This is a genomic window from Burkholderia sp. F1 (genome assembly GCF_050813845.1).
GTDB lineage: Bacteria > Pseudomonadota > Gammaproteobacteria > Burkholderiales > Burkholderiaceae > Burkholderia > Burkholderia ubonensis.
In genome coordinates this window covers 905,334-932,118 of sequence record NZ_CP172421.1, presented here as the reverse complement: position 1 = coordinate 932,118, position 26,785 = coordinate 905,334, and the positions used below count along the sequence as shown (strand labels likewise).

Annotated in this window: 23 protein-coding genes; 13 read left to right on the top strand and 10 right to left on the bottom strand. The window is 69.1% G+C overall.

Going from position 1 to position 26,785, the window contains the following annotated elements:
- The first annotated feature begins 261 nt into the window (after window positions 1-261).
- From ACFIMZ_RS04535 to ACFIMZ_RS04515, 5 genes are all read left to right on the top strand, one after another.
- The gene (locus ACFIMZ_RS04535; protein ID WP_431821585.1) at window positions 262-1,236 is read left to right on the top strand and encodes an ornithine cyclodeaminase family protein; all 975 of its coding nucleotides are present in this window, start codon (window positions 262-264) and stop codon (window positions 1,234-1,236) included.
- A complete protein-coding gene (locus ACFIMZ_RS04530; RefSeq protein WP_431821584.1) occupies window positions 1,233-1,988 on the top strand; it encodes a helix-turn-helix transcriptional regulator in 756 nt (251 codons plus the stop codon). Before ACFIMZ_RS04535 ends, ACFIMZ_RS04530 begins: the two co-directional genes overlap by 4 nt.
- A 56-nt stretch (window positions 1,989-2,044) precedes the next feature.
- Window positions 2,045-2,776, top strand: coding sequence for a DsbA family oxidoreductase (locus tag ACFIMZ_RS04525; RefSeq protein WP_431821583.1), 732 nt, complete (start codon window positions 2,045-2,047; stop codon window positions 2,774-2,776).
- Between the two features lie 101 nt (window positions 2,777-2,877).
- Complete coding sequence (locus ACFIMZ_RS04520; RefSeq protein WP_431821582.1) at window positions 2,878-4,314, top strand: DHA2 family efflux MFS transporter permease subunit; 1,437 nt, start codon at window positions 2,878-2,880, stop codon at window positions 4,312-4,314.
- Window positions 4,315-4,456: 142 nt separating this feature from the next.
- Window positions 4,457-5,245, top strand: coding sequence for a sulfite exporter TauE/SafE family protein (locus ACFIMZ_RS04515; RefSeq protein WP_431821581.1), 789 nt, complete (start codon window positions 4,457-4,459; stop codon window positions 5,243-5,245).
- Between the two features lie 108 nt (window positions 5,246-5,353).
- On the opposite strand, the gene ACFIMZ_RS04510 is transcribed toward ACFIMZ_RS04515, so the two are convergent.
- From ACFIMZ_RS04510 to ACFIMZ_RS04500, 3 genes are all read right to left on the bottom strand, one after another.
- Window positions 5,354-7,186: a S10 family peptidase gene (locus ACFIMZ_RS04510; protein ID WP_431821580.1), complete on the bottom strand. Its 1,833-nt coding sequence runs from the start codon at window positions 7,184-7,186 to the stop codon at window positions 5,354-5,356.
- A 614-nt stretch (window positions 7,187-7,800) separates the two neighbouring features.
- Entirely contained in the window at window positions 7,801-9,900 is a 2,100-nt protein-coding gene (locus tag ACFIMZ_RS04505; RefSeq protein WP_431821579.1) for a D-(-)-3-hydroxybutyrate oligomer hydrolase, read from the bottom strand.
- A gap of 109 nt (window positions 9,901-10,009) precedes the next feature.
- Window positions 10,010-10,384 (bottom strand): BON domain-containing protein, encoded by a 375-nt coding sequence (locus ACFIMZ_RS04500; protein ID WP_431821578.1) that lies wholly within the window; start codon window positions 10,382-10,384, stop codon window positions 10,010-10,012.
- A gap of 419 nt (window positions 10,385-10,803) precedes the next feature.
- On the opposite strand from ACFIMZ_RS04500, the gene ACFIMZ_RS04495 reads away from it, so the two are divergent.
- The 3 genes from ACFIMZ_RS04495 to ACFIMZ_RS04485 all read left to right on the top strand — a co-directional run bounded on the left by ACFIMZ_RS04495 (window position 10,804) and on the right by ACFIMZ_RS04485 (window position 14,018).
- A complete protein-coding gene (locus tag ACFIMZ_RS04495; RefSeq protein WP_431821577.1) occupies window positions 10,804-12,228 on the top strand; it encodes a TAXI family TRAP transporter solute-binding subunit in 1,425 nt (474 codons plus the stop codon).
- 111 nt (window positions 12,229-12,339) lie between these two features.
- Window positions 12,340-12,978 (top strand): DsbA family protein, encoded by a 639-nt coding sequence (locus tag ACFIMZ_RS04490; protein WP_431821576.1) that lies wholly within the window; start codon window positions 12,340-12,342, stop codon window positions 12,976-12,978.
- Window positions 12,979-13,067: 89 nt separating this feature from the next.
- Window positions 13,068-14,018, top strand: coding sequence for a LysR family transcriptional regulator (locus tag ACFIMZ_RS04485; RefSeq protein WP_431821575.1), 951 nt, complete (start codon window positions 13,068-13,070; stop codon window positions 14,016-14,018).
- Between the two features lie 22 nt (window positions 14,019-14,040).
- On the opposite strand, the gene ACFIMZ_RS04480 is transcribed toward ACFIMZ_RS04485, so the two are convergent.
- The 5 genes from ACFIMZ_RS04480 to ACFIMZ_RS04460 form a co-directional block, all read right to left on the bottom strand.
- Window positions 14,041-14,442, bottom strand: coding sequence for a nuclear transport factor 2 family protein (locus ACFIMZ_RS04480; protein ID WP_431821574.1), 402 nt, complete (start codon window positions 14,440-14,442; stop codon window positions 14,041-14,043).
- Window positions 14,443-14,529: 87 nt separating this feature from the next.
- On the bottom strand, window positions 14,530-15,108 hold the full coding sequence (gene xdhC, locus ACFIMZ_RS04475; protein WP_431821573.1) for a xanthine dehydrogenase accessory protein XdhC: 579 nt from the start codon (window positions 15,106-15,108) through the stop codon (window positions 14,530-14,532).
- Between the two features lies 1 nt (window position 15,109).
- Window positions 15,110-17,461, bottom strand: a complete 2,352-nt coding sequence (gene xdhB / locus ACFIMZ_RS04470) for a xanthine dehydrogenase molybdopterin binding subunit (RefSeq protein WP_431821572.1) — start codon at window positions 17,459-17,461, stop codon at window positions 15,110-15,112.
- A 16-nt stretch (window positions 17,462-17,477) separates the two neighbouring features.
- Complete coding sequence (gene xdhA, locus ACFIMZ_RS04465; RefSeq protein ID WP_431821571.1) at window positions 17,478-19,037, bottom strand: xanthine dehydrogenase small subunit; 1,560 nt, start codon at window positions 19,035-19,037, stop codon at window positions 17,478-17,480.
- Window positions 19,034-19,234 (bottom strand): hypothetical protein, encoded by a 201-nt coding sequence (locus ACFIMZ_RS04460; RefSeq protein WP_431821570.1) that lies wholly within the window; start codon window positions 19,232-19,234, stop codon window positions 19,034-19,036. Before ACFIMZ_RS04460 ends, xdhA begins: the two co-directional genes overlap by 4 nt.
- Before the next feature lie 65 nt (window positions 19,235-19,299).
- Between ACFIMZ_RS04460 and ACFIMZ_RS04455 the strand changes: the two genes are divergently transcribed.
- Window positions 19,300-20,514, top strand: a complete 1,215-nt coding sequence (locus ACFIMZ_RS04455) for an MFS transporter (RefSeq protein ID WP_431821569.1) — start codon at window positions 19,300-19,302, stop codon at window positions 20,512-20,514.
- A gap of 136 nt (window positions 20,515-20,650) precedes the next feature.
- Here ACFIMZ_RS04455 and ACFIMZ_RS04450 read toward each other — a convergent pair whose 3' ends face one another.
- Window positions 20,651-21,541 carry a DMT family transporter gene (locus ACFIMZ_RS04450; protein WP_431821568.1) on the bottom strand — a complete coding sequence of 297 codons (891 nt, stop codon included), beginning with the start codon at window positions 21,539-21,541 and terminating at the stop codon, window positions 20,651-20,653.
- 128 nt (window positions 21,542-21,669) lie between these two features.
- On the opposite strand from ACFIMZ_RS04450, the gene ACFIMZ_RS04445 reads away from it, so the two are divergent.
- Complete coding sequence (locus ACFIMZ_RS04445) at window positions 21,670-22,617, top strand: helix-turn-helix domain-containing protein (RefSeq protein WP_431821567.1); 948 nt, start codon at window positions 21,670-21,672, stop codon at window positions 22,615-22,617.
- Between the two features lie 23 nt (window positions 22,618-22,640).
- Here the strand turns inward: ACFIMZ_RS04445 and ACFIMZ_RS04440 are convergent, their stop codons facing one another.
- On the bottom strand, window positions 22,641-23,852 hold the full coding sequence (locus ACFIMZ_RS04440) for a pyridoxal-phosphate-dependent aminotransferase family protein (protein ID WP_431821566.1): 1,212 nt from the start codon (window positions 23,850-23,852) through the stop codon (window positions 22,641-22,643).
- A gap of 12 nt (window positions 23,853-23,864) precedes the next feature.
- Here ACFIMZ_RS04440 and ACFIMZ_RS04435 point away from each other — a divergent pair, with 12 nt between their 5' ends.
- Genes ACFIMZ_RS04435 through ACFIMZ_RS04425 form a run of 3 tightly spaced genes read left to right on the top strand, consistent with a single transcriptional unit; the run spans window position 23,865 to window position 26,631 of the window.
- The gene (locus ACFIMZ_RS04435; protein ID WP_431821565.1) at window positions 23,865-24,581 is read left to right on the top strand and encodes a hypothetical protein; all 717 of its coding nucleotides are present in this window, start codon (window positions 23,865-23,867) and stop codon (window positions 24,579-24,581) included.
- A 32-nt stretch (window positions 24,582-24,613) separates the two neighbouring features.
- Window positions 24,614-25,597, top strand: coding sequence for a LysR family transcriptional regulator (locus ACFIMZ_RS04430; protein ID WP_431821564.1), 984 nt, complete (start codon window positions 24,614-24,616; stop codon window positions 25,595-25,597).
- A gap of 35 nt (window positions 25,598-25,632) precedes the next feature.
- Entirely contained in the window at window positions 25,633-26,631 is a 999-nt protein-coding gene (locus ACFIMZ_RS04425; RefSeq protein ID WP_431821563.1) for a 2-hydroxyacid dehydrogenase, read from the top strand.
- The last annotated feature ends 154 nt before the right edge of the window (window positions 26,632-26,785 follow it).

Here is a 26,785-nt window from a genome sequence, read left to right as displayed (position 1 = left end):
ACGCGAAATATAGACTGAAAGTCTACTATAGACTATAGGGGATACGATAATCGCGCCCCGGTTTCGCTGCGCCGGAATCGACACCCGTCCATCCAAGGCATTGATTTCAGGCGTTTTTTCAAAGTCTCTCCGAACGACGGACAGCCTGAAAAGAAAAGCTCACCCGACTTCGCGAGTCTATATTAGACTTTTCGTCCATTACGAACATCGCCGGACGCCACGTCGCGAGACTGCTCGTCCGGCCCCACTGGAGACGCATCCATGACGCAAGCCGCCCCGACCCTGCCGCTGACCGTCGACGACGCGATGGTGCGCGCCGCCCTGCCGTCGCTCGACGTGCTCGGCACGCTGCGCCGCATGTTCGCCGCGCTCGGGCAAGCACGCGCGGTGCAGCCGCCGCAGACGCTCACGCTGTTCCCCGACCAGGCCGGCGACTTCATCACCTATCTCGGCGCGCTCGCCGACGAGCAGGTGTTCGGCGCGAAGCTGTCGCCGTACATCGTGACGGGCGGAAGACCCGACGGGAAACCGATCGTCACCGCATGGACCGCGCTGATGTCGATGCAGACCGGCCAGCCGCTGATGTGGTGCGACGCGCAGCGCCTGACGATCGAGCGCACCGCCGGCACGACCGCGCTCGCGGTCGACTGCCTCGCGCCCGGCGATGCGAAGCATCTCGCGGTGATCGGCACGGGCGCGGTCGGCCTCGCGCACCTGCGGCACGCGGCGGCGCTGCGCGATTGGGAGACGATCCGCGTCCATTCGCCGGCGCTTGCCGGCAACGCGGCGTTGCAGGCCGAACTCGCGCGGCTGGACCCGCGTGCGCGGCCGGCCGAAAGTGTCGCCGCGTGCGTGCGCGACGCGGACGTCGTGATGCTGTGCACGTCGTCGGGCGTGCCGGTGCTTGGCGACGGGATGCTCACGCGCCCCGCGCTCGTCACGTCGATCAGCACGAACGTCGCGCAGGCGCACGAGATCCCGCCCGCGTGGCTGCCCGGCATGGACGTGTACTGCGACTACCGGCACACGACGCCCGCGAGCGCGGGCGAGATGCAGCGCGCCGTCGCCGAGCACGGCTGGAGCGCCGAACGCATCGCAGGCGACCTGCCGGCGCTCGTGCATGGCGCATGCCCGGCGCCGTCGCGCACGCGCCATGCGTTCTTCCGCTCGATCGGCCTCGGTCTCGAGGACGTCGCGATCGCGCATGCGCTCTACACGCACCTGGCGCACGCATGAGCAGCGCGCGCACGCGAGCCCGATACAATGGCGCAACCGCCGCGGCGGCCGCGCCTCGGCGTGCCGGCTCGCCGGGCCGCGGCTCACCCGAGAGTGCGATCCCGATGCGCAAGAAGAAATCTCCCGTCAAAGACCTGCTGCTGTCCCGCTACGCGCCGCTTGCCGACGGCATCGCGACGCTGTTCTTCCCCTACGCGGAAGTCGTGATTCACGACCTGCACGACCAGACCGTGCTGTACCTCGCGAACAACCTGTCGAAGCGCGAGGTCGGCGACGACTCCGCGCTCGAGGAAACCGACCACTCGGCGCGCGAGCGCGTGATCGGCCCGTACGAGAAGCTCAACTGGGACGGCCGGCGAATGCGCTGCGTCAGCAACATCCTGTTCGACGACGACGGGCATCCGGCCGGGATGATGTGCATCAACTTCAACATCGCGGTGTTCGACGAAGTGCGCGCGACGCTCGACCTGTTCATCAAGGGCGCGGGTGTCGTCGCGCAGCCGGACGAGCTGTTCCGCGACGACTGGCAGGAGCGCATCAACACGTTCCTGCACGGCTGGCTGCGCGAGCGGCAGATCGGCCTGAACGGACTCACGCGCGAGCATCGGCGCGAGCTCGTCGAGGCGCTCTACGCGGAAGGCGCGTTCCGCGGCAAGAGCGCGGCGAACTACGTCGCGAACGTGCTCGGGATGGGACGCGCGACGGTCTACAAGCATCTCAAGCATCTGAAGGACACGCAGGGCGACGCATAGGCGTCGATGCAAAAAATGATATAGTCGCGGTTACACTTTTTCCGAACCTCCAGCCCATGCCGACCGCCTCCTCCCCCGCGCTTCGCCCGACGCTGACCGTCGAAATGTGGTCCGACCTGATCTGCCCGTGGTGCTGGATCGGCAAGCGCCGTTTCGACGAGGCGCTCGCCGCGTTCGCGCACGCGGACCGCGTCGACGTCGCGCTGCGCGCGTACCGGTTGTTCCCCGGCCAGCCGGTCGAGCCGGTCGAGGCGATGCTCGGCGGCAAGTATCGGCTTGCGCCCGCGCAGGTCGACCAGATGCTGCGGCAGGTAACCGACGCGGCCGCAGGCGTCGGGCTGCGCTACGACCTGCCCGGCACGCTCGTCGGCGACACGCTCGACGGCCACCGGCTCGTGAAGCTCGCGGAAACCACCGGCCGCGCGCATGCGCTGACCGAGCGGCTGTATCGCGCGTATTTCAGCGAGCACGGCTCGCTGTTCGATCACGGCGCGCTCGCCGATTTCGCGGTCGACGCGGGGCTCGAGCGCGCGGCGGTCGAAGCGGTGCTGCGCAGCGACGCGTACCGCAGCGAAGTCGACGCCGACGTTGCGCGGGCCGAGCAGATCGGCGGCCGCGGCGTGCCGCTGTTCGTGTTCGGCGGGCGCTACGCGGTGTCCGGCGCGCAGCCGGCCGACGTGTTCGCGCAGGCGCTCGAGCAGGCGTGGCAGGACGGCATCGTCGCCATCGGCGGCGATGACGCGGCCGCATGCGGCCCCGACGGCTGCGCGCTGCCGCCGAACGCGTAACGGTCCGCCCCGCTGCTGACAGAAACCGGCAGGAAGCCGCGCCGTGCGGCGCCTACAATGTTGCCTTTCATTCAAATAACTATCAGAGAGGCCACCTCCCCATGACCCACGGCATCCACGGCGAGAAGCGCTGGTACACGCTGATCGTCCTCTGCCTCGGCGTGCTGATGATCGTGCTGGACAACACGATCGTGAACGTCGCCCTTCCGTCGATCAGCGCCGACCTGCACTTCAGCGAGACGGCGCTCGTCTGGGTCGTCAACGCATACATGCTGACCTTCGGCGGCTGCCTGCTGCTCGGGGGCCGGCTCGGCGACCTGTACGGACACCGGCGCATGTTCCTCGCCGGCCTCTCGGTGTTCACGCTCGCGTCGCTCGCCTGCGGCGTCGCGCAGTCGCAGGCGATGCTGATCGCCGCGCGCGCGGTGCAGGGGTTCGGCGGCGCGATCGTGTCGGCGGTGGCGCTGTCGCTGATCATGAACCTGTTCACCGAGACCGGCGAGCGGGCGCGCGCGATGGGCGTCTACGGCTTCGTCTGCGCGGGCGGCGGCAGCATCGGCGTGCTGCTCGGCGGGCTGCTGACGAGCGCGCTGTCGTGGCACTGGATCTTCCTCGTCAACCTGCCGATCGGCATCGCCGTCTACGCGCTGTGCACCGCGCTGCTGCCGCGCACGCGCGCGCAGGCCGCCGGCGCGCGGCTCGACGTCGCGGGGTCCATCACCGTGACCGCGTCGCTGATGCTCGCCGTCTACGGGATCGTCAACGGCAACGAGGCCGGCTGGCTGTCGACGCAGACCGTCGCGCTCGTCGGCGCGGCCGCCGCGCTGCTCGCGCTGTTCATCGCGATCGAGGCGCGCGTCGCGCACCCGCTGATGCCGCTCACGCTGTTCGCCAAGCGCAACGTCGCGCTCGCGAACGTGATCGGCGTGCTGTGGGCGGCCGCGATGTTCGCGTGGTTCTTCCTGTCCGCGCTGTACATGCAGCGCGTGCTCGGCTACCGCCCGCTCGAGGTCGGCCTCGCGTTCCTGCCGGCCAACCTGATCATGGCCGCGTTCTCGCTCGGGCTGTCGGCGCGGATCGTGATGCGCTTCGGGATCCGCGGCCCGATCGCCGCCGGCCTGCTGATCGCCGCGTGCGGCCTCGCGCTGTTCGCGCGCGCGCCGGCCGACGGCGGCTTCGTGTGGCACGTGCTGCCCGGCATGACGCTGCTCGGCGTCGGCGCGGGCGTCGCGTTCAATCCGGTGCTGCTCGCCGCGATGGGCGACGTCGACCCCGCGGATTCGGGCCTCGCATCCGGCATCGTCAACACCGCGTTCATGATGGGCGGCGCGCTCGGGCTCGCCGTGCTCGCGAGCCTCGCGGCCGCGCGCACCGATGCGCTCGCCGCAAGCCAGGCCGCGCCGCTCGACGCGCTGAACGGCGGCTATCACGTCGCGTTCGGCGCGGTGTTCGCGGCCGCGGCCGCGCTGATCGGCCTCGCGCTGCGCATCCGGCGGCAAGCCTTGGCAGGAAGCGGCGTCGGCAGCGCGATGCACTGATTTGGGGCATCGGCCGCAGGCGGCCGGGCGGCGGATTTTTAACGCAGTCGTACACCACCCCGCCAGTTTTGCGACAATGTCGGACTTTGACGCGCGCGCCGCCGCCGAACGCCGCCGAACGCCACCCAATCGCCTGCTGCCGATGTCGCTCCCTCATATCGATCTGCTGTACTCCCTGTCCGGCCTGTTCGTCGGCATCCTCGTCGGCCTGACGGGCGTCGGCGGCGGTTCGCTGATGACGCCGATCCTCGTGCTGCTGTTCGGCGTCCACCCGGCGACCGCGGTCGGCACCGACCTGCTGTACGCGGCCGCGACCAAGGCGACCGGCACGCTGGTCCACGGCCTCAAGGGCTCGGTCGACTGGCGCATCACGGGCCGGCTCGCCGCGGGCAGCGTCCCGGCGTCGGCCGTCACGCTGTGGATCCTGCACACGTACGGGATGCACACGCCGGCCGCCGCGCGGCTGATCCAGCTCGTGCTCGGCGGCGCGCTGCTGCTCACGTCGCTCGCGCTGATCTTCCGCCCGCAGCTCGCGGCGCTCGCCGCGCGCAACCCGTTCGCGCCGAGCCCGGCGCGCACGCTGTGGTCGACCGTGCTGACGGGCGTCGTGCTCGGCGTGCTGGTGTCGATGACGTCGGTGGGCGCCGGCGCGATCGGCGTCACCGTGCTCCTGCTGCTGTACCCGGCGCTCGCGACGACCCGCATCGTCGGCTCCGACATCGCGCACGCGGTCCCGCTCACGCTCGTCGCCGGCATGGGCCACTGGCTGCTCGGCTCGGTCGACTGGTCGATGCTGCTGTCGCTGCTGATCGGCTCGCTGCCCGGCATCGTGATCGGCAGCGTGCTGTCGACGCGCGCGCCCGAGCGCCTGCTGCGCAACCTGCTCGCATCGACCCTCGTCGCGGTCGGCCTGCGGCTCGTGCTCGCGTGACGGCAGGCGCGCCACGCGCGCGCCGCTCCAGTCAAAAACGCCGCCCGGCTCGTGACCGGGCGGCGTTTTTTTTTACGTCGCGTCAGGCGGCGCGTGCGCCGCCCGCGCTCAGTGGAGCTGCTCCTGTTGCTCCAGCTTCTGCTGGCGCAGCTGCTGCGCGCGCATCTGCAGCTTCTGCACGCGCTGCAACGCCGCGCGGTTCGCGAGGATGCCGTCGTAGAAGTTGCCGAGATCGCCCTTCAGCGCGGTCCGCGACGCGTCGTTCAGGTAGATCATGTGGCCCGACGGATAGTTCTTGATCGTCAGGTTCTGCGCCTTGATCGTCGGATCGAGCGGCATCTGCGCGAGCGTCAGCTCGGTCTGGTGGAACGGCGTCACCGAGTCGAAGTAGCCGTTCGCGGACAGCACCTTCAGGTCCGGGTTCAGGCTCATCGACGACGCGAGGTCGCCCGCCGTGTACAGCGTGTTGCCGCCGCCGCGGTTCGCACCGGTCGGGTCCGTATGGCTGAAGTTCCAGTTGTTGAACACCTGGTCGTTCAGGTCGACGAACGACGACGTCGACGTGTACTTCAGGTCGGTGTTCAGGTAGCTGTTCCACAGCACGGTGTACGCGCCGCCGATGTTGTTGATCGACGGATCGTTGCCGCCCGAGTTCGGCAGGATGAACGGCGCGATGCCCTGGCCCGTGTAGTTCGCGCGGCCGTCATACTGGCCGATCTGGATGCCCGGCACGAGCGTCAGGAAGAACGTGTACGGCGGGTTGTTGTTCGACGACGGCACGTTGCCGAGCGCCGCCGGGTTGCCGAAGGTCTGGATCAGCGAGACCGGATCGGTGCCGATGTACGAGCCCATCTGCTGCGCGGTCTGCAGGTTCAGGTTCAGCCGCACGTTGACGAAGCCGCCGTCCTGCGGATTCGGCGCCTGCGCGAGCGGCGTCAGCACGTTGTCCGCGTAGTTGCGCGCCTGCACCATGTACGCGTCGAGGTCGGTCGGCGTCGGGGTGACCGTCGACTTCTTCCAGTAGAACGCATCGGCGGCGAGCGTCGGGAAGATGCCGGTCGCGGACAGCGCGTTCGAGTAGTCGAGGATCGACGACTGCAGCGTGATCCCGTTCAGCTCGATGCCGTCCTCATGCAGCGCCCACGACACGACCGCGCTGCGCGCGGTGCCGTACGACTCGCCGAACAGGAACTTCGGCGAGTTCCAGCGCGAGTACTTGGTCAAGTAGCGCTGGATAAAGCGGTCGATCGAGCGCGCGTCCTGGTCGACGCCCCAGAAGTCCTTGTTCTTCGCCGGGGCGATCGCCGCCGAGTAGCCGGTGCCGACCGGGTTGATGAACACGAGGTCGGAGCGGTCGAGCAGGCTGTCCGGGTTGTCGAGCAGCTTGTACGGCGCGGGCGGCGTGAAGTTCGGGAACGACGACTGCAGCCGCTTCGGGCCGAACGAGCCGAGCAGCAGGTAGACCGACGACGAGCCCGGGCCACCGTTGTAGAAGAACGTGACCGGGCGCGGCTTCGACGGGTCGGGATTGTCCTGCGTGTACGCGACGTAGAACATCTTCGCGTTCGGCTGCGACGTGACCGGATCGATCGTCGTCAGGTGGCCGGCGGTGGCCGTGTACTTGATGACCTTGCCGCCGATCGACACCTGCCGGTGCACGACCGCCGCGCCTTCCGTGGCGTCGGTCACCGCGTCGTTGGGGCCGGTGCCGTAGACGTCGGTGTCGACGAACGGCTGGTCGGCCTGCGCGGCGTTCGTCGCCGCGCCGGACGCCGGCGTATTCGCGGCCGTGGCCGCGGCCGCCGCGGCGGACGGGCTCGCGCCGTCGTCGCCGCCGCACCCGGTGACGAGCAGCGCGGCGGCCGTCGCCGCGACGAGCGGGCCGCTCAGCGTCGTTCCAAATAGCGCGAAACCGTCTTTCAAGGACTTCAGTGTCGTCATTATTGCCTCTCGAACAGAACGATAAATATCGCCGGACGCAAAGGATGATTTGATCCGGCGTTCCGCACCGGGAGCGCATTCGTTATGCGACGCACTCCGAGTTTTTTACCGGATCGACGCGAATCGACCGGCATGATTTACCCCACCCGATATTCAACAGCAACCCAATGGAATCAATTCCATTGAGAACGGCAATTCAAAATCACCCGCGATTTCACTTGCGATTCCCGGCCATGGCGAACCGCATGCGGATCGAAGGCAAGGCAACGCCCCGCAAAACCCGGCCGGACAAGGCCGCTTCGCTTCGAAAGGGCGAACAATCCCGTTCGGCGGAGCGCCGATTAATCGCAAAATCGCGTTCAATCGCGGCTCAAGCCAAATTAATAAAATCGAAATGATTATCCAATAGAAAGGAAAGGAATATGTGTCCCGGATAATTTATTAAATTAAGTGAAAACACCGGCGCATAATAGATTCCGGGTTTTCGGTCGTAAAGTAACAATTTGTTACGGCAGCGGCTTTTCGCCGGAAATCGAATCCGGAAGCGATTCCCGCGTACGGCCGAAAAAAAGCCGGACGCGAGCGTCCGGCTTCGGGCGGGCGGCAGTGCACGTTCAGAACGGCACGTCGAGCGCCCCCGCGCCGACCGTGATCGCATTGCCGCCCGGCGCGGCCGAGATCGGCGGCAGGTTCGCGGTCGTGAGCGCCGGCGCCGCGCCCGGCGTGCCGCCGCGCGGCACGGTGCGGATCACCTGCGACGGCGGCAGCGGCGCGCCGTTCTTCAGGTGCCGCCACATCAGGTTCAGCGCCTGCAGGTCGTAGTAATGCACGGGCACGAAGCGCGTATCGAAGCCGGCGACCGGCAGGAATGCGTCGAAGTGCTGACCGTTCGTCACCTCGTAGAACGCCAGCTGGCTGCGGCCGCCTTCGCTGATGCTGTTCTGCGCGACATATGCGCGCGACGCGTGGTTGACCGGCACGAGCGCATCGCTGCGGCCGTGCACGATGATCGCGGGCTTGCCCTGCAGGTTCGCGTTCACCCGCACCGCGTCGACGTTCGCGGGCAGGTTCAGCTGCCCGTTCGTCCACAGCTGGCGCAGGCACAGCGCGCCCGCGAAGCTCGCGTCGGGCGTCGCGAGGCGGTGGTCGACGCCGCTCGCGGGGCCCGTATTGAACACGAGGTTGATGCCGTTGGTGGGCGGCACGCCGTTGCCCGCGCCGAACACGCTCGGCATCGGCGACGCGGCGGGCGGCGCCACCGCGCCGGTGGCCGCATTCGTCGTCGCGAAGCTGAAATTGCACAGGTTGTCGACGACGCGCGAGCGCGTGTACGCGTTCGCGTAGGTCACCGCGATCGCCGGCGTCGCCTGCGAATCCCACATCGGCGCCTGCAGCATGTCGGAATCGGCGAGATAGCCGGCCGCATGCAGCTGCGCGAGCGCGTCGGCGGCCTGGCTCTGCAGGTCGGCGCCCGCGACGAGCCCGGCCGCGGCCAGCGTCGCGCAGCGCTGCGCGCGAATCGACTGCGTGACGGCCGACGGCAGCGCGGTGAGATACGGCGCGCCGGCCAGCGCGGACGCCGCCGCCGCGCACGGCTGCATCAGGTTCGCGAAGGTCGCATAGTCGGCAAGCGGCCGCCCGAACGACGGCACGGGGGCGCCGCCCTGCCGCACCACCGCATTCGGCGCCAGCCGCACATTGATCTGCGGCTCGCCGACCACGACCGCGGTGATCCAGTTGCGCGTATCCTGCTCGGCCGCCGCGAGCGCCGCGCCGCCGCCGTTGCTGACCGACGCGGCGATCGTCGTGATGTCGCCGGGGCGATAGCGCACGCCGTGGCGCGTGCCGTCGATCAGCGGTCCGAACTGCTCGTTGAGCGCCCAGTACGCGAACTCGACCGCCTGCAGCGTCACGCGCCCCCAGTCCTGCTCCGGATTCTGCTGCGAATGCGCATGCTTGAACGCATAGCGGTTCGGGAACTGCGCGTTGAACGTCGCCAGTTCGCCGCTCGACACGTTCGCGGTGAAGAGGCTCGCGTTGCCGGCGAGCACCGCGTTCGCGAGCGTGCCGTCGATCAGCGTGACGGTGTCCGAGCCGAGCTCGTGTGCGCCGTTGCCGCCGCCCTTGTCGTTGTAGGCGACCGCGCAGCCGCGCTTCAGGCCCCATTCGCCGGCGGCCGAGATCGCGCCGTACACGCCGCGCGAGCCGGACGACGTCGCGGTGACGATGCACGGCTGCGCCGGGTCGAAGCGGGTCGGCACCTGCACGAGCAGCGTGACGTTCCTGCGGCCGCTGCCGTCGTCGGAGTAAGCGAGGTATTCGGTGCCGGCGATCCGGCCTTCGCCGAGCGTGTCGTTGCCGTCGAGGTCGACGTTCGGCCCCCAGAAGCGGCCGTAGCCGCCGTTCGCGCTCATGTCGACGATCGCGCGGTAGTTCGACCAGATCGCGAGGCGGCGCAGCTCGGCCGCCGTCGGCCGGGCCGGGTTCGCGAACGCGGGCGGCGCGGCGCTCGCGAGGCCGCTCTTGCCGAGGCCGGCCGTCAGCAGATCGTCGCTCGTGCCGTCGTAGGCCGTCGTGCGCACGCTGCCCGCGATGAAACCGGGCAGCTGGTTGCCGTCGCGCGTCTCGTTGCCGTTGCAGGCCCCGAACAGCGTCACGACGGCGGCCAGCGCCGCTCCGAACCCGACCCGCCTGCCCCACAGTAGCTTCGTCATTGTCGCCCTCTCTCTCGTTATGTCGGATGGACTCCAAGCGAAAACGGGCCCCGGATTTCCGAGGCCCGCCTGGATGCGAGCGCGAGCGGCGCGAACGCGCCGCCCCGCGTCATTGCGGCTGGACGTGCAGCTTGGTGCTGACGGACGTGACGCCCGGCACGCCCTTGGCCGCGGCCTCGGCCTTCTCGATCTGTGCGGCGTCGGGCACCGAGCCCTCGAGCGTGATCGCCCCGCCCTTCGAACGCACGACGATGTTCGACACGTCGACGCCGCTCTCCTTCGAAATCGCCTTGCGCACCGCATAGCCGAGCTTGCGGTTCGCCTGCTTCGCGGATTTCGCGGCGGCCTTCGATGCGCTCTTCGCGGCGGCGGGCGCTTCAGACGCCGCCGGCTCGCTCGACTGCGCGTAGACGCTGCCGGACAGACACACGGCCACCGCGGCCACTCCCAACGCTCCCAACGCTCTCGACACGATCGACTTCATGCTATCTCCTAGTGAATCGGAACGGCCGCGCACAGTGCGGCCGACTACCCCCAAAGGCGGCCGGCCTGCACGCGCGAGCGCGGCGGGACAGCCGGTGATTTCCACGGCGATGCGAGAGAGGCGGGACGGACCGGCGGCCGGCGCACGCGAAGGCGGGCCGGCCGGGCCGGGCAGCCGCCGGCCGGGCGCGCCCGGTCTGGTCGGGTGCCGGGTCGCGCAAGTCGGGCGTGGCTGCGTCGCACAATGTAATCCAGCGTCCGCGGAAGCGCAAAGCTTTTGACGCGGCGCCGGAGCCGGCCGGGCCCGCCGGATTCGCGCACGTGCGGCGAAACCGGTTACCATCGCCGCGAATGCATGCGATCCGTGGCCCGTCCGCGTCATCGATCCGTCATGCGTGCGCCATTCGCCGATCCCCGCTCATGAAGCCACTCCTGCGCCCTCGCCGGCCGCCCCGCATCCTCGCCCGCTTCGTCGCGGTATCGTGGCGCGACCTCGCGCTGTCGGTCGGGCCGACCGTGCTGCTCGCGGTCGCCGCCGTCTGGCTCGCGATCAGGATGATCCAGCCCGCGCCGCCGTCCACGCTGGTGATCTCGTCCGGGCCGCCCGGCAGCACCTACTGGAACGCCGCGCAGAAGTACAAGGCGATCCTCGCGAAGAACGGCGTGACGCTCGACGTGGAGTCGTCCGAAGGCTCCGCGCAGAACCTCGAACGGCTGTCCAACCCGAATGCGACGGTGGACGTCGGCTTCGTGCAGAGCGGCATCGGCCCGAAGACGCGCGACGAGCACCTCGTCGCGCTCGGCAGCATCGGCTACGTGCCGCTCGCGATCATGTACCGCGGCCCGCTCGTCGCGCGGCTGTCGGACTTCAACGGCAAGCGGCTCGCGCTCGGCCCGGAAGGCAGCGGCGCGCGCGAGCTGAGCCTCGCGCTGCTGAAGATGAACGGCATCGCGCCGGGCGGGACGACCGCGCTGCTGCCGATCTCCGGCGAGGACGCCGCCGAGGCGCTGCTCGCCGGCAAGATCGACGCGGCGTTCCTGTCCGGCGACTCGACGCAGATCCCGGTGATGGCGAAGCTGTTCCGCGCGCCCGGCGTGCACGTGTACTCGTTCACGCAGGCGGAAGCCTACGCGCGCCGCTTCCCGTACCTGACCGCGATCACGCTGCCTGAAGGGGTCTACGATCTCGGCCGGAACCTGCCGCCCGCCGACATCCACACGGTCGCGCCGACGATCGAGCTGGTCGCGCGCGACACGCTGCACCCGGCGCTGTCCGACCTGCTGATCGAGGCCGCGCGCGAGGTGCACGGCCACGCGACGATCCTGCAGCACGCGGGCGAATTCCCGTCGGCGCTCACGCGCAGCTTCCCGCTGTCGGACGACGCGGCGCGCTACTACAAGTCGGGCAAGACCTTCCTGTACCGGCGGCTGCCGTTCTGGGTCGCGAGCCTCGTCGACCGGCTGCTCGTGATCGTCGTGCCGCTCATCGTCGTGCTGATTCCCGGGGTGCGGGTCGTGCCGGCGCTGTACGGCTGGCGCGTGCGCTCGCGGATCTACCGCTGGTACGGCGCGCTGATCGCGCTCGAGCGCAACGCGCTCGGCGAGCACACGGCCGCCGAGCGCGTCGAGCTGCTCGACCGGCTCGACGACATCGAGGAATCGGTGAACCGGATGAAGATGCCGCTCGCGTATGCCGGGCAGTTCTACGTGCTGCGCGAGCACATCGGCTTCGTGCGCGAGCGGCTGACCGCGCACGAAGCCGATCCGCACGGCCGCCCGCACGACGCGCCGCACGCGTCCGGCGGCGACGGCGCGCCCCCCCGGGCGACACCGGGTTCCGCCTGAGCGCGCGATCCGCGATCATTGCCGCATCGGCCGGCCGCCCGTAACATGGAGGCCGCCGCCAGGCGCCGCGCGCGGGACGGCCGGCCCCGGCCCCATCCTCTGGAGATCGTCATGACAACCGGCCTCGACACCGCCCAGCCCGCCTGGTTCTTCGATTTCGTCTCGCCGTTCTCCTACCTGCTGCTCGAACAGTATGAACGTTGGCCGGACGTGCCGTTCGCGCCGGTCGCGGTGTCCCTCTACGACCTGCAGCGCCACTGGGGCCAGCGCTCGGGCGCGGACGTGCCGGCCAAGCGCATCTTCACGTATCGGCATGCGCTTTTTCGCGCGGAGCAGCTCGGCATCCGCTTCAAGATGCCGCCCGCGCACCCGTTCGACTCCGACAAGGCGCTGCGCCTCGCGATCGCGCTGCGCGCCGACCTCGCGACGGTGCGCGAGATGTTCCGCTTCATCTGGCGCGACGGCAACGACCCGTCGACGCCGGACGGCTTCGCGGCGCTGTGCGAGCGGGTCGGCGTCGGACATGGCGACCAGCTGATCGAATTCGAGGAAACCGCCGCGCAGCTGCGCCGCCACATCGACGACGCGATCGCGCTCGGCGTGTTCGGCGTGCCGACGTTCTGGATGAGCAAGCAGCTGTTCTGGGGCGAGGATGCGCTGCCGATGGTGCTGTACTGCGCGCGCACGCCGACCTGGCTCGAGACGCGCGAGGTGAAGCGCATCAGCGCGCTGCCGAAGGGGCGCGCGTAAGCGCGTAATAGCGGTCATCAACCGGTCACGATGCACGGGGTCGCGCGCCTGCGGTAAGGTTACGCCTCGCCCGCCTCATCCCCCCACCCATGCAAGACGACGACCGTACCGCCTCGCTCGACATCTGGCTCGTGCGCGTGCTGCGCACGCTGCTGCTCGAGCGCAGCGTCACGCAGGCCGCGCTCCGGCTCAACCAGACCCAGCCCGCGATCAGCACCGCGCTGCGCAAGCTGCGCGAGACGCTGAACGACCCGATCCTCGTGCGCGGCAAGTCCGGGATGGTGCCGACCGAATACGGCGCGTCGCTGCTCGACGCCGCGCAGCGCGCGCTGCGCGAGGTCGACTTCATCGCGACGCCGCACGGCGAGTTCGCGCCAGAAAGTGCGCGCCGCACGTTCCGCGTCGCCGCGCCCGACTATCTGAACGACTTCTTCATGCCGACGCTGATCGCGCGCTTTCGCGACGCGGCGCCGCACGCGCATCTGGAAATCGATTCGCTGAATCCGACGCTCGATCACGCGGGCGCGCTCGAATCCGGCGCGCTCGATCTGGTGATCGGCAACTGGCCGAAGCCGGACCCGCGCTTCGCGCGCGACGACCTGTTCTCCGACACCGTCGTCTGCCTGATGCGGGACTCCCATCCGCTCGCGCAGGCGCCGCTCACGCGCGACGCCTACGCGGGGGCCGCGCATCTCGCGCCGACGCCCTACACCGGCGACAAGCGCAACGCGATCGAGATCGGCCTCGCGCGCGCGGGCCTCACGCGGCGGATCGTGACGACGCTGCCGTACTTCGGGCTCGTGCCGCAGGTGCTGCTGCAATCGGACCTGATCTTCACGACGACGCGGCGCTTCGCGACGCACTACGCTCAGCTGCTGCCGCTCGTCGTCGTCGCGCCGCCGGTGCCGTTCCCGCGCATTCGCAGCTATCTGCTCACGCATCCGCAGCCCGATCGCCCGACCGACATCGCGTGGCTGCGCGCGCTGATGCAAAGCGTATCGGACGAGCTGACCGCCGCGCGTGGCGGGCGCAAGCGCTGACGCTGCGCCGCCACGACCCGGCTCACGCGGTGCAGAACGTTTCCTGAAGATGGGTCCAGCGCACCGCGCCCGCCGCATCGCGTTCGAACACCGCGGTCGCGCGCCGCGCGGGCAGCTCGCCCGCCGCCGCGTGCTGTGCTTCGAGATAGGTGATGACCGCGTGGCGGTCGTCCGACACGAGCACGTGTGTTTCCGACAACCCGATGCGCAACCCGGGCTTCGCGCCGGCCAGCTTCGCGAACAGCGCGCGCGTGCCGTCGTGGTCGACCTCGCGGCCGTCGGTCAGGATCATCGTGAAGCCGGGCGCGAACGATGCCATCAGCGCGTCGAGTGCGGCCGGCTCGGTGGCGGCGCCGGACAGCCAGCGCTCGATGGCCGCGAGGCTCGCGTCGAGCGTGTCGAGAAAGACCTGGGAATCGGACATGGTCACCTGAACGGAAAGGCGCAGCCCCATGCCGCGCGATTCGTCAGTGTAGACAAAAACGCGCGGCGACGACGTGACGGCGCGCCGTCAGCGCACGCAGGACAGGCCGTCCGCCACGCGCCCCGACGCCGCGGCCTTCACGTCCGCCACGGGCACGCCCGCGCGCGCCTGCAGCAGCTCCGCGCAGACGGCCACCGCGATCGAGCCGGGCGCCTTGTCGACGATCCCGGCGATGCCGATCGGGCATACCATCTCGCGCATCCGCGCCGGATCGACGCCGCGCGCGACGAGCCGGCGCTCGAACTTCACCCGCTTCGTGCGCGAGCCGATCATCCCGAAGTACGCGAATTCGCGCCGCCGCATGATCCGTTCCGCCAGCGCGAAATCGAGCGCGTGGTTGTGCGTCATCACGAGGAAGTACGCGCCCGGCGGCGCTTCGTCGACGATCGCCTCGGGCGTGTCGGTCGGCTCGGGCTGCACGTTCGGCGGGCATTCGTCAGGGAACAGCTCGTCGCGCGTGTCGACCCACTGCACGACGCACGGCAGCGCGCCGAGCAGCGTCGCGAGCGCGTGGCCGACGTGGCCCGCGCCGAACAGCACGACGTGCATCAGCGGGGGCGCGCCCGTGGCGCGGTTGCGCTGGCCGGTGCCCTTGGCGAACGTCATCTCAGCCTCGCGCCGCGCGCACGGCCTGCACCGCGCGCAGGATCGACTCGCCGGTCGCCGGTGCGTCGAGCGGCGGATTCACGCGATAGTCGCCGACCGCCGCGACCGCGTCGCGCACCGCGAAGAACACCGAGAACGGCAGCAACAGCGGCGGTTCGCCGACCGCCTTCGAGCGGTGGATGCTCTCCTCGACGTTGCGGTTCTCGAACAGGCGCACGTTGAATTCGGGCGGCGTGTCGTTGACGGTCGGGATCTTGTACGTCGACGGCGCGTGCGTCATCAGCTTGCCGCCCGCGTTCCACCACAGCTCCTCGGTCGTGAGCCAGCCCATCCCCTGGATGAACGCGCCCTCGACCTGGCCGATGTCGAGCGCCGGGTTCAGCGACGCGCCGACGTCGTGCAGCGCGTCGACGCGCAGCGTGCGCATCTCGCCCGTCAGCGTGTCGATCACGACTTCCGACACGGCCGCGCCGTACGCGTAGTAGAAGAACGGCCGGCCCTGCAGCTTCGCCTGGTCCCAGTGCAGCTTCGGCGTCGTGTAGAACCCGTCGGACCACAGCTGCACGCGCGCGAGATACGCTTTCGCGATCACCTCGCCGAACGGCACGCCGGTCTCGCCGATCCACACGCGATCGTTGCCGAACTTGACGGCCGCCGCGTCGACCGCGCCGCCGCCGTAATGCTTCGCGGCAAACGCCGCAAGCCGCTCGCGCAGCTGCCGCGCGGCATCCTGCGCGGCCTTGCCGTTCAGGTCCGAGCCGGTCGAGGCGGCGGTCGCCGACGTGTTCGCGACCTTGCTCGTGTCGGTCGCCGTCACGCGAATCCGCTCGAAGCGGATGCCGAGCTCGTGCGCGACGACCTGCGCGACCTTCGTGTTGAGCCCCTGCCCCATCTCCGTGCCGCCGTGGTTCACGAGCACCGAGCCGTCGGTGTAGATGTGGACGAGCGCGCCCGCCTGGTTGAAGTGCGTGACGTTGAACGCGATGCCGAATTTCACCGGCGTGAGCGCGATGCCTTTCTTCAGCACCGCGTTGCGCGCATTGAATTCGCGCACGCCGGCGCGCCGCGCGCGGTAGCCGCTCGTCGCCTCGAGCTCGGCGAGCAGCTCGGGCAGCACGTTGTCCTCGATCGTCTGCCCGTACGGCGTCACGTTGCGCTCGGTCTTGCCGTACAGGTTCGCGTAGCGCACGTCGAGCGGATCGCGGCCGAGCGCGCGCGCGACGTCGTCGAGGATGTACTCGATCGCGAACGCGCCCTGCGGGCCGCCGAAGCCGCGAAACGCGGTGTTCGACTGCGTGTTGGTCTTGCCGCAGTAGCCGGCGATCGACACGTCGGGCAGCCAGTACGCGTTGTCGAAGTGGCACACCGCGCGCGTCATCACCGGCCCGGACAGGTCGGCCGAGAAGCCGCAGCGCGACGTCATGTCGACCGCCACGCCGTCGAGGCGGCCGTCGTCGTCGTAGCCGACGTCGAAGTGGTAGTGGAAATCGTGCCGCTTGCCGGTGATCAGCATGTCGTCGTCGCGGTCCGGACGCAGCTTCACCGGGCACAGCAGCTTCCACGCGGCGAGCGCCGCGCAGCACGCGAACAGGCCCGACTGCGATTCCTTGCCGCCGAACCCGCCGCCCATCCGGCGGCATTCGACGAGCACGTTGTGCGACGCGACGCCGAGCACGTGCGCGACGAGGTGCTGCATCTCGCTCGGGTGCTGCGTCGAGCAGTACACGTGCATGCCGTCGTCGTCCTTCGGCACCGCGTAGGCGATCTGCCCTTCGAGATAGAACTGCTCCTGGCCGCCGAGATTCATCCCGCCCGCATGGCGATGCGGCGCGGCGGCGAGGTGCGCGGCCGCGTCGCCGCGCGCGAGCTTCATCGGCGGAATCACGTAGGACTCCGCGTGGCGCGCGTCCTGCGCGGTCAGGAGCGCGGGCAGCTCGTCGTAGTCGATCTTCGCGCGGCGCGCGGCGAGCCGCGCGGTTTCGTGCGACGTCGCGACGACGAGGAACACCGGCTGGCCGACGAACTGCACGACGCCCTTCGCGAGCACCGGGTCGTCGTGGATGATCGGGCCGCAATCGTTGACGCCGGGAATGTCGTCGGCGGTGAACACGGCGACGACGCCGGGCGTCGCGCGCACCGCGTCGAAGTTCATCGACACGATCTTCGCGTGCGCCTTCGTCGACAGGCCAAGCGCCGCGTGCAGCGTGCCGGCGACGAGCGGGATGTCGTCGGTGTAGGTCGCGCGCCCGCTCACGTGCAGATGCGCGGATTCGTGCGGACGCGACACATGCACCTGCGCTGCGTCGGTCTGCGGATCGAGGGTGTTCAGGAATGCTTCGGCTTGCTGGTTCATCGTGTGCCCTCCCTCGTCAGACGCGCGCCGCTTCTGCGGCGACCTCGCGCACGCTCAACGCCTGCGGCGGCAGCGGGTCGTGCCCACGCGTCTCCAGCCAGAAGCGATACATCAGGTTCTTCGCGGTCTCGAGACGATACGTGCTCGTCGCGCGCATGTCGGTGAGCGGCTGGTAGTCGCGCTCGAGCGCCTGCATCGCGGCCTGTGCGGTGGCTTCGTGCCACGGCGCGCCGTCGAGCACGCCTTCCGCGTGCGTCGCGCGCTTCGGCGTCGCGGCCATCCCGCCGAACGCGATGCGCGGCTCGCGGATCGTATCGCCGTCCGCGATGAACGCGAACGCCGCGCACACGGCCGAGATGTCCGAATCGAAGCGCTTCGACAGCTTGTACGTGCGGAACCGCAGGTTCGCGCGCGCGCCGCGGCGCGTCGGCACCTTCAGGCCGACGACGAATTCGTGCGGCGCCATGTCCTTCTGCTGGTAGCCCGTATAGAGCGCCTCGAGCGGCAGCTCGCGGACGACGTCGCCGCCGCGCAGCACGACGCGCGCGCCGAGCGCGATCAGCCCCGGCATCGCGTCGCCGATCGGCGAGCCGTTCGCGACGTTGCCGCCGAGCGTGCCCGCATTGCGGATCGGCAGCGACGCGAAGCGCTTCCACATCTCGGTCAGTTCCGGATAGGTGCCGGCGAGCGCCGCGTAGCCGTCCTCGACGGTCACGCCCGCGCCGATCTCGATCCAGTCTTCGCCGTGCACGATGCGCCGCAGTTCGGCGACCTGGCCGACATAGATCAGGTCGTCGAGCCGGCGCATCTGCTTCGTGACCCACAGGCCGATGTCCGTGCTGCCCGCGAGAATCCGCGCGTCCGGGCGCTCGACCTTCAGCGCGGCGAGCGCGTCGAGCGTGCGCGGCGCGGCAAAGCGCGCGCCGTCGATCTCGTAGTCGAACGTGCCGTCGCGCTTCAGCGACGCAAGCGTGCGCGCGAGCGCGGCGGTATCGACCGGCGCGGCCGGCGACGGCGCGCCTTCGCCGGTAGCACCTTCGCCGGTCGCACCGAACATCTGCACCGCCGCGTCGACGATCGGCCGGTAGCCCGTGCAGCGGCACAGGTTGCCGGTCAGCGCGTCGGCGATCTCGGTGCGCGTCGGAATGTCCTTCGCCTTCGCGCACGCGTTGCCGCAGCCCTCGTGGCCGTGCTTCTCGTACAGCGCCCACATTGACATCACGAAGCCGGGCGTGCAGAAGCCGCACTGCGAGCCGTGGCAATCGACCATCGCCTGCTGCACCGGATGCAGCGAGCCGTCCGGCTGGCGCAGGTCCTCGACCGTCAGCAGCGCACGGCCGTCGAGCGTCGGCAGGAACTGGATGCACGCGTTGACGGCCTTGAACGCGACCGCGCCCGCGTCGGTCAGCTCGCCGACGACGACCGTGCACGCGCCGCAGTCGCCTTCCGCGCAGCCTTCCTTGGTGCCGGTGCAATGCGCGTCCTCGCGCAGGTATTGCAGCACCGTGCGGGTGACGTCCGCGCCGCCGACTTCGCGGATCGCATGACGATGATAGAAACGGATCGGCTCACTCATGTCTCGTAACGTTCTTCAAGTTGGGCAAGGCGGCCCGCGCCGATGCGGTGGACCGTCGTCTTCTCTGACAGTTTGAACGCTATCACCGTCAAATTCCGCAACCCATAGCCCATCACGCATGCGGCCCATATAACTGAGGCGATATGCCGCGCGGTGACGGATGAACTAAATGGTACCTGCGGGAAAACCGGTTCCATGGGAAAATCCCGATTCCGTTTTCGGCCCACTTCCGCGCCGTTTCGCTCATCAGTTCCGACCCCACATGTCCACCGATTCCGCCTCAACGCCGCGCAGCGGGTTCGCCGTCACGCTGCAAATCGTCTCCGTCGTCTGCTTCACGTTCATCTGCTACCTGACCATCGGCCTGCCGCTCGCGGTGCTGCCGGGCTTCGTCCACGACGATCTCGGCTTCTCGGCGATCGTCGCGGGCGCGGCGATCAGCGTCCAGTATTTCGCGACGCTCGCGTCGCGGCCGCTCGCCGGGCGCTTCGCCGATACGCTCGGCCCGAAGCAGACGGTGCTGCGCGGGCTGATCGGCTGCGGCGTGTCCGGCGTGCTGCTGCTCGTCGCGCTGCTGCTCGCGCACTGGCCCGCCGCGAGCCTCGTGCTGCTGGTCGCGAGCCGGCTCGTGCTGGGCGTCGGCGAGAGCCTGTGCGGCACCGGCGCGATCCTGTGGGGGATCGGCCGCGTCGGCATCGCGCACAACGCGAAGGTGATCTCGTGGAACGGCATCGCGACCTACGGCGCGCTCGCGCTCGGCGCGCCGATCGGCGTGGCGATCGCGCATGCGCTGAACCCGGCGCTGATCGGCGTGATCGTGATCGCGCTCGCCGCGCTCGGCTACACCCTCGCGCGCCTGATCGCCGCGGTGCCGCTCGTGCACGGCGAACGGATGTCGTATGCGAGCGTGTTCACCCGCGTGCTGCCGCACGGCCTCGGCCTCGCGCTCGGCTCGGCCGGCTTCGGCTCGATCGCGACGTTCGTCACGCTGTACTACGCGGCGCGCCACTGGCCGAACGCCGCGCTGTCGCTGACCGTGTTCGGCACGCTGTTCATCGGCGCGCGCCTGCTGTTCGCGAACACGATCAAGACCTACGGCGGCTTCCGCGTCGCGATCGTGTCGTTCGCGTTCGAAGCCGCCGGGCTGCTGCTGCTGTGGCTCGCGCCGGTGCCGCACGTCGCGCTGGTCGGTGCCGCGCTGACCGGCTTCGGCTTCGCGCTGATCTTCCCCGCGCTCGGCGTCGAGGCGGTCGGGCTCGTGCCGCCCGCGAGCCGCGGCGCGGCGCTGTCCGCGTATTCGGTGTTCCTCGACCTGTCGCTCGGCATCACCGGGCCGCTCGCGGGCTACGTCGCCGGCGCGTTCGGCTATCCGCAGGTGTTCCTGTTCGCCGCGGTCGCGTCGGTGGCCGGCGTCGCACTGTCGGCGCTGCTGTACCAGCGGCAGGCGCGCGTCGCGGGGAGCGGCGCGGCGGCCTGAGCGCGCTGGCGGCGCGCATGAATGACAAAACCCCGCGTTCTCCGGAACGCGGGGTTTTTTATGCCGGATGCAGGCGGAAAGGAAGCGGAAAGCGGGCGCGCGGGCCGGAGCCGGCCCGCGCGCCACGCGGCGGCCGTCACGCCATGCGCGGAAACAGCCGCCGCGCCAGATCGAACGCGACCAGGTTGCCGGCCAGCACCAGCAGCAAGCCCACCACCGCCAGCGGCGACCACTGGTAGCCCTCGAACACCGTCGACACCGCCAGCGCGACGATCGGGAACAGCACGGTGCAATACGCGGCCCGCTCCGGCCCGATGCGGCCGACGAGGGTCAGGTAGGCGGTGAAGCCGATCACCGAGCCCGGCACCGCCAGATAGACGAGCGCGCCGAGATAGCGCGGGCTCGGGTCGAGCGCGAACGGCAGCCCGGCCACAGCGCTGCCGACGGTCAGGATCGTCGCGCCGATCAGCATCGCCCAGCCGTTGGTTGCGAACGGATGGAGCCCCATCGACTGCATCCGGCTCGAAAGCAGGTTGCCCGCCGAGAAGCACAGCGTGCCGGCAAATGCGATCGCGAGCCCGATCCAGGTCGCATGGTCGTCCAGATGGCCCGCCATCTGCTGCCAGAACAGGCACGCGATGCCGGTCAGGCCGAGCAGCGCGCCGGCCACCGCGGATGGCCGCAGCGCTCGACCCATGAACAGCCGGCCGTTGATCGAGTTCAGGAGCGGCGCGGTCGAGAAGATCACCGCGACGAGCCCGCTCGGCACGACCCGTTCCGCATAGTAGAAGCACAGGAAGTTCAGGCAGAACAGCGCGAAGCCCTGCGCGGCGAGGTAGCGCCATGCGTCGCGCGGCGGCAGGATCGGCCGGCGCATTGCGCGCAGCAGCATGAACATGACCGCCGCGGCGAGCCAGAAGCGCCACGCGATCGACACGGGCGGCGGCACGCTGCCGAGTTGCCACTTGATTGCGATCCAGGTCGTGCCCCAGATCAGCACGGTGAGGATATAAAGCGAAAGGTTCATGACGGAAAACGGGACGAACGCGGGATCTCCGACTATGCCGCCGCGCGGCGCGCGCCGATTGTCCGGAATTGCGGTCTTTTGCCGGCCGGCGGAACGGGCCGGCGCAGGCGCGCTTATACTCCGTCATCATGCGTGTCCCGCCTTCCGCCCCGCCCGCCGTGCCGTCACCGGCCGTTGCCGCCGCTGCCGCCGGCGGCGAGATGCCGTTCGGCCTGCAGTCGGTGTGCCGCACGCTCGCGGAGGCGAACGCGACGCTCGAGCGTTTCGCGTGGCTCGGCGACAATCTCGCGATCGCCGAATGGACGCGGATCACCGAAGAGGCCGAGACGATCTACGACCAGCCCGGGCATCACACGCTGTCGTGCTATCTCGACGGCGGCTACCGGACCGAGCGGCAGAAGGTGCCGCGCTACGGCGCGCCGAGCCTGCTGTGCGCGCTGCCGGGCGACCATGAATCGCGCTGGTGGGTGCGCGGCGAGATGCACTTCGTCCACCTGTATTTCCTGCCCGAGCACTTCGCGCAGCGGGCGATCCGCGAGCTCGACCGCGAGCCGCGCGAACTGAAGCTCGCCGACCGCACCTACTTCGAGGATGCGCGCGTCGCGGCGCTGTGCCGTTCGCTCGCGCTGGAAAGCTGGGACGACACCGACGGCCGGCTGCGCGTGAACGAAACCGCGCACGACGTGCTGAGCCTGCTGCTGCGCGGGCAAAGCGCGATGCGCACCGACGCGCCGTTCAAGGGCGGCCTCGCGCCCGCCGTGCGCCGCCGCGTGCGCGACTACATCGACGCCTGCCTGACGCAGCCGCTGACGCTCGGCGAGCTGGCCGAGGTCGCCGCGCTGTCCGAATACCATTTCTCGCGGATGTTCCGGCTGTCGTTCGGCCGCGCGCCGCACGCGTGGATCGCCGAGCAGCGGCTTGAGCGAGCGCGCCTGCTGCTGCGCACGACGTCGCTGCCGCTCGCGCAGGTCGCCTCGGCCTGCGGCTACGCGAACGCCGGCCACTTCAGCCACCGCTTCCGCGACGCGCACGGCACGACGCCGAATACGTACCGGCGGGCGATGCGAGGCGGCTGAGGCCGCCTCGATGCCCCGCTGAGTTACTCGCCGCGCCGCGACAATTCCTGCTCGAGCGCCGCGACGCCGGCGGGCAGATCGACCGGCACCTTCAGATCGACCATCGTGCGGCCGAACGCGTGCAGCGTGCGGAACAGGTTGTGCTCGCGGCACTGCTCGCCCATCTGGCCGATCCGCACGATCGGCAGGCCGAACGAGCCGGAAATCTCGACCTGGTACTGCTTCGAGATGTGCCCGCAGATCATGCCCGGCGTGAGACCTTCGGGCGTCTCGATCCCGACCACCGAATTGAGCCGGCACGACTTCGGCGCGTAAAGCTTGAGCCCCATCGACTCGATGCCCGCCTGCAGCGCGAGCGAGCAGCGCTGGTGACGCGCGAAGCGGCTTTCGAGCGTCTCCGCGCAGACGAGCCGCAGCGCCTCGTGCAGCGCGAGCACGCCCGACACCGGCGCGGTGTAGTGGTAGCCGGCGTTGTGCCAGAAATTCTCCGCGAGCGCCATGTCGAGGCACCAGTGCGCGTTCGGCTCGGGCCGGCTCTTCATCCGCTCCCACGCGGCGTCGGAAAACGCGATCAGCGACACGCCGGGGATCGACGACAGGCCCTTCTGCCCGCCGGTGATCACCGCGTCGATGCCCCACGCGTCCATCTCGAGCGGCATCGTCGACAGCGTGCAGACCGCGTCGACGACGACGAGCGCGCCCGCCGACTTCGCGAGCGCCGCGATGTCGCGCAGGTCGCGGTTCCACACGGTGTTGGACGTTTCGCCGTGGACGATCGTGACGATCTCCGGGCGCTCGCGCGCAATCGCGTCGGCGATCTCGTCGAGGCTCGCGACGGCCCGGTCGGGCACCTCGAGCACCGCGACGTCGGCGCCGACGCGCGTGGCCATCTCGGCCATCCGCGCGCTGAAGAAACCATTCCGGATCGACAGCACGCGCGTGCCGCGCCACGCGAGGTTGGACATCGCCATTTCCATCGCGGCCGAGCCGGGGCCGGCGACGCCGAGCACCCACTTCGTGCGGGTCTGGAACACGTAGCGCGCCATCTCCTTCACTTGCTCGATGATCTTCGCCATCGTCGCGCCGAGGTGGTTGATCACGATCGTGTTCGCCTTCGCGACGGCGGCCGGGATCGGAACCGGGCCGGCCCCCATCATCAGCAGCGGTTCTTCGGGCAGGATCGCGTCGAGCGGCACGACGACGGGGCAGGGAATCGGCGAGTAATCGATGGACATGACTGGAACAGGATGAAGGACGAAAAGGCGCGAAAGGTCGCCGCGCACCGCAGCGAATCCATCGATCATTCCGCGTTCCGCTGCAATGCGCAAGAGGAGCGTACGTTAAATCAGCAAAATACGTGCCGCCGACGCCGGATAAGGACGTCGACCGCACGGCCCGCGCTCAATTCGCCCGCCGAATCGCCCAACGATTCGTCGCGCGCCCCAATCCGGCGTGAATCGGTTCCATCCGCCAGTGCCGCGCGCACGATATTTTTCGCGCGTACCGACACGATTGCCGAACGCCCGCCGCCCATGCATGTTCCGCGCCATTCGAAAAAAATGCGCTGCATCAAAAATTGCGCCCATCCATTTTCGGTGCATTTAGACGATCCAGCCCAAAAAGACACTATTGCAGCGCACTTTGGCCTGACATTCTTGCAATGTCGTATTCCGCCCGCGCATGCGAAACACAACGCATTGATTATTAACGATATTTCAATTCAATCCGGTTCCTTGGATCAAGAAAAGAGCTGCGCGCCACGTGCCGAATTTTGTCGTACCGGCCTCTTTTTCGATACGCCCGATCCCGATTTTATGCAACCCGCCCCTTTTCTCAGGTTGACGGATATTGCCGCCGTAATGAACAATCAGTGGCGCAATCGAAAACCGTTCTTTTCGACGCGAAGTCGAAATAGGGTTGAGCAGCGATTTTCAGACTTGCGCAACGCAAAAACACAACCATAATCAATCAACCGGGCCGATAAAATACACAAGCTATGAACCAGATTCAGACCATGCGTGTATTCGTCTGCGTCGCCGAACAGCAAAGCTTCAGGCGCGCAGCACACCAACTGGGCGTATCGAACGCGCTTGTCACGCGCTCGATCGCAATGCTCGAAGGTCATCTGAATACGCGGCTGATCCACCGCACCACGCGCAACCTGTCGCTCACCGAGGCCGGCGTACGCTACCTCGACGGGTGCCGGGCACTGCTCGAGGAATTCGATCACCTCGAAGCGTCGGTCGTACATGCGGTGCGCGAGCCGGTCGGCACGCTGCGCATCGTCGCGTCCGGCACGCTGTCGCCGCTCGCGCTCACGCCGCTCGTCAACGGCTTCCAGCGCCGCTACCCGCAGGTGCGCGTGCAGCTCACCGTCGCCGAGGGCCCGCTCGACGTGCTCGACGCGGGCTACGACGTCGGCATCGTCACCGGCAACCGGTTCGACGGCAATCCGGCGCTGATCGGCCACGCGCTGTCGCCGAACACGCTCGTCGCGTGCGCGGCGCCGGCCTATCTGCAGCGGCGCGGCGAGCCGCTCGTGCCCGACGACCTGCCGCGCCACGACTGGGTCGCGCTCGCGCCGCACCAGCACGCGCCCGCGTGGCGGTTCGTCGGCCCGGACGATGCGGTTCATCCGGTGACGGTGCGCCCCATCTATACGGTCAACCAGCTGTCGCTCGTGCAGGCTGCGACCGCCGCGGGCTCGGGCATCGCCGTGCTGCCGGAAAACGTCGTCGCCGACGCGCTCGACAGCGGCACGCTCGTGCGGCTGCTGCCCGGCTACCGGATCGACGATCCGGACGCGCAGCTGTCGCTCGTCTACCCGAACCGCCAGTTCGTGCCCGCGCGCACCCGCAGCTTCGTCGAGCACGCGCTCGACCATTTCAGCACGCAGGCGGCGCGCACGCACGCAAGCTACGTGTTCCTGCGCGACCCGCGCACCCAGGAGCGCGCCGACATCGTCACGGGTCTCCAGTGAAGTAAACTGCGCACCTCAGTTTCCGGAGGTGCAGCGTGCGCGTAATCCTGTTCAGCAGCCGGCAGTACGATGACGATTCGTTTACTGCCGCCAACCGGCAGTTCGGCTACCGGCTGCATTTCCAGTCGTCGCATCTCGACGCCGAAACCGCGATCCTCGCGCACGGCTACGAAGCGGTCTGTCCGTTCGTCAACGACACCGTCGACGCGGCGGTGCTCGAACGGCTCGCGGACGGCGGCACGCGGCTCATCGCGCTGCGCTCGGCGGGCTTCAACCACGTCGACCTCGCCGCCGCCGAACGCCTCGGCATCACGGTGGTGCGGGTTCCCGCCTATTCGCCGCATGCGGTCGCCGAGCACGCGGTCGCGCTGATCCTCGCGCTCAACCGCCGCCTGCCGCGCGCCGTCGCGCGCACGCGCGAAGGCGACTTCTCGCTGAACGGCCTGCTCGGCTTCGACCTGCACGGCAAGACCGTCGGCGTGATCGGCACCGGCATCATCGGCAGCGTGTTCGCGAAGATCATGATGGGCTTCGGGATGCACGTGCTCGCGCATTCGGTGCCGCCGCACAACGACGAGCTGATCGCGTCCGGCGCCCGCTACGTCGGGCTCGACGAGCTGCTGCGTCACGCCGACATCGTCAGCCTGCACTGCCCGCTGCTGCCGTCGACGCATCACCTGATCAACGCGCGCACGCTCGCGCAGATGAAGCACGGCGCGATGCTGATCAACACCGGCCGCGGCGGGCTCGTCGACGCGCAGGCGCTGATCGACGCGCTCAAGAGCGGCCAGCTCGGGCACCTGGGGCTCGACGTGTACGAAGAGGAAAGCGGGCTGTTCTTCGAGGACCACTCCGACCTGCCGCTGCAGGACGACGTGCTCGCGCGGCTGCTGACGTTCCCGAACGTGATCGTGACGTCGCACCAGGCGTTCTTCACGCGCGAGGCGCTCGCGGAAATCGCGCACACGACGCTGCTCAACATCGAGGCGTGGTACGCGGGGACCCCGCAGAACGTGGTGACGTCGAATCGCTGACGGCAGGCGGCCGGATGCGCGTGCCGCGTCGTTCGGCCATGGCGTTTCACCGTGCCGATTTGGCGGTTCACCGCACATCATTTCGACATTCGCATCAATTCTTCGATTTGATTCCATTTCCGTAACGCCGGCCGCGCGCAGTCTGCTATCGTTG

Excerpts from the sequence above, each read along its gene's own strand:
- ACFIMZ_RS04535 (WP_431821585.1), top strand. The coding sequence starts at position 262 with ATGACGCAAGCCGCCCCGACCCTGCCGCTGACCGTCGACGACGCGATG.
- ACFIMZ_RS04530 (WP_431821584.1), top strand. The coding sequence starts at position 1,233 with ATGAGCAGCGCGCGCACGCGAGCCCGATACAATGGCGCAACCGCCGCG.
- ACFIMZ_RS04525 (WP_431821583.1), top strand. The coding sequence starts at position 2,045 with ATGCCGACCGCCTCCTCCCCCGCGCTTCGCCCGACGCTGACCGTCGAA.
- ACFIMZ_RS04520 (WP_431821582.1), top strand. The coding sequence starts at position 2,878 with ATGACCCACGGCATCCACGGCGAGAAGCGCTGGTACACGCTGATCGTC.
- ACFIMZ_RS04515 (WP_431821581.1), top strand. The coding sequence starts at position 4,457 with ATGTCGCTCCCTCATATCGATCTGCTGTACTCCCTGTCCGGCCTGTTC.
- ACFIMZ_RS04510 (WP_431821580.1), bottom strand. The coding sequence starts at position 7,186 with ATGACGACACTGAAGTCCTTGAAAGACGGTTTCGCGCTATTTGGAACG.
- ACFIMZ_RS04505 (WP_431821579.1), bottom strand. The coding sequence starts at position 9,900 with ATGACGAAGCTACTGTGGGGCAGGCGGGTCGGGTTCGGAGCGGCGCTG.
- ACFIMZ_RS04500 (WP_431821578.1), bottom strand. The coding sequence starts at position 10,384 with ATGAAGTCGATCGTGTCGAGAGCGTTGGGAGCGTTGGGAGTGGCCGCG.
- ACFIMZ_RS04495 (WP_431821577.1), top strand. The coding sequence starts at position 10,804 with ATGAAGCCACTCCTGCGCCCTCGCCGGCCGCCCCGCATCCTCGCCCGC.
- ACFIMZ_RS04490 (WP_431821576.1), top strand. The coding sequence starts at position 12,340 with ATGACAACCGGCCTCGACACCGCCCAGCCCGCCTGGTTCTTCGATTTC.
- ACFIMZ_RS04485 (WP_431821575.1), top strand. The coding sequence starts at position 13,068 with ATGCAAGACGACGACCGTACCGCCTCGCTCGACATCTGGCTCGTGCGC.
- ACFIMZ_RS04480 (WP_431821574.1), bottom strand. The coding sequence starts at position 14,442 with ATGTCCGATTCCCAGGTCTTTCTCGACACGCTCGACGCGAGCCTCGCG.
- xdhC (WP_431821573.1), bottom strand. The coding sequence starts at position 15,108 with ATGACGTTCGCCAAGGGCACCGGCCAGCGCAACCGCGCCACGGGCGCG.
- xdhB (WP_431821572.1), bottom strand. The coding sequence starts at position 17,461 with ATGAACCAGCAAGCCGAAGCATTCCTGAACACCCTCGATCCGCAGACC.
- xdhA (WP_431821571.1), bottom strand. The coding sequence starts at position 19,037 with ATGAGTGAGCCGATCCGTTTCTATCATCGTCATGCGATCCGCGAAGTC.
- ACFIMZ_RS04460 (WP_431821570.1), bottom strand. The coding sequence starts at position 19,234 with ATGGAACCGGTTTTCCCGCAGGTACCATTTAGTTCATCCGTCACCGCG.
- ACFIMZ_RS04455 (WP_431821569.1), top strand. The coding sequence starts at position 19,300 with ATGTCCACCGATTCCGCCTCAACGCCGCGCAGCGGGTTCGCCGTCACG.
- ACFIMZ_RS04450 (WP_431821568.1), bottom strand. The coding sequence starts at position 21,541 with ATGAACCTTTCGCTTTATATCCTCACCGTGCTGATCTGGGGCACGACC.
- ACFIMZ_RS04445 (WP_431821567.1), top strand. The coding sequence starts at position 21,670 with ATGCGTGTCCCGCCTTCCGCCCCGCCCGCCGTGCCGTCACCGGCCGTT.
- ACFIMZ_RS04440 (WP_431821566.1), bottom strand. The coding sequence starts at position 23,852 with ATGTCCATCGATTACTCGCCGATTCCCTGCCCCGTCGTCGTGCCGCTC.
- ACFIMZ_RS04435 (WP_431821565.1), top strand. The coding sequence starts at position 23,865 with ATGAAGGACGAAAAGGCGCGAAAGGTCGCCGCGCACCGCAGCGAATCC.
- ACFIMZ_RS04430 (WP_431821564.1), top strand. The coding sequence starts at position 24,614 with ATGAACCAGATTCAGACCATGCGTGTATTCGTCTGCGTCGCCGAACAG.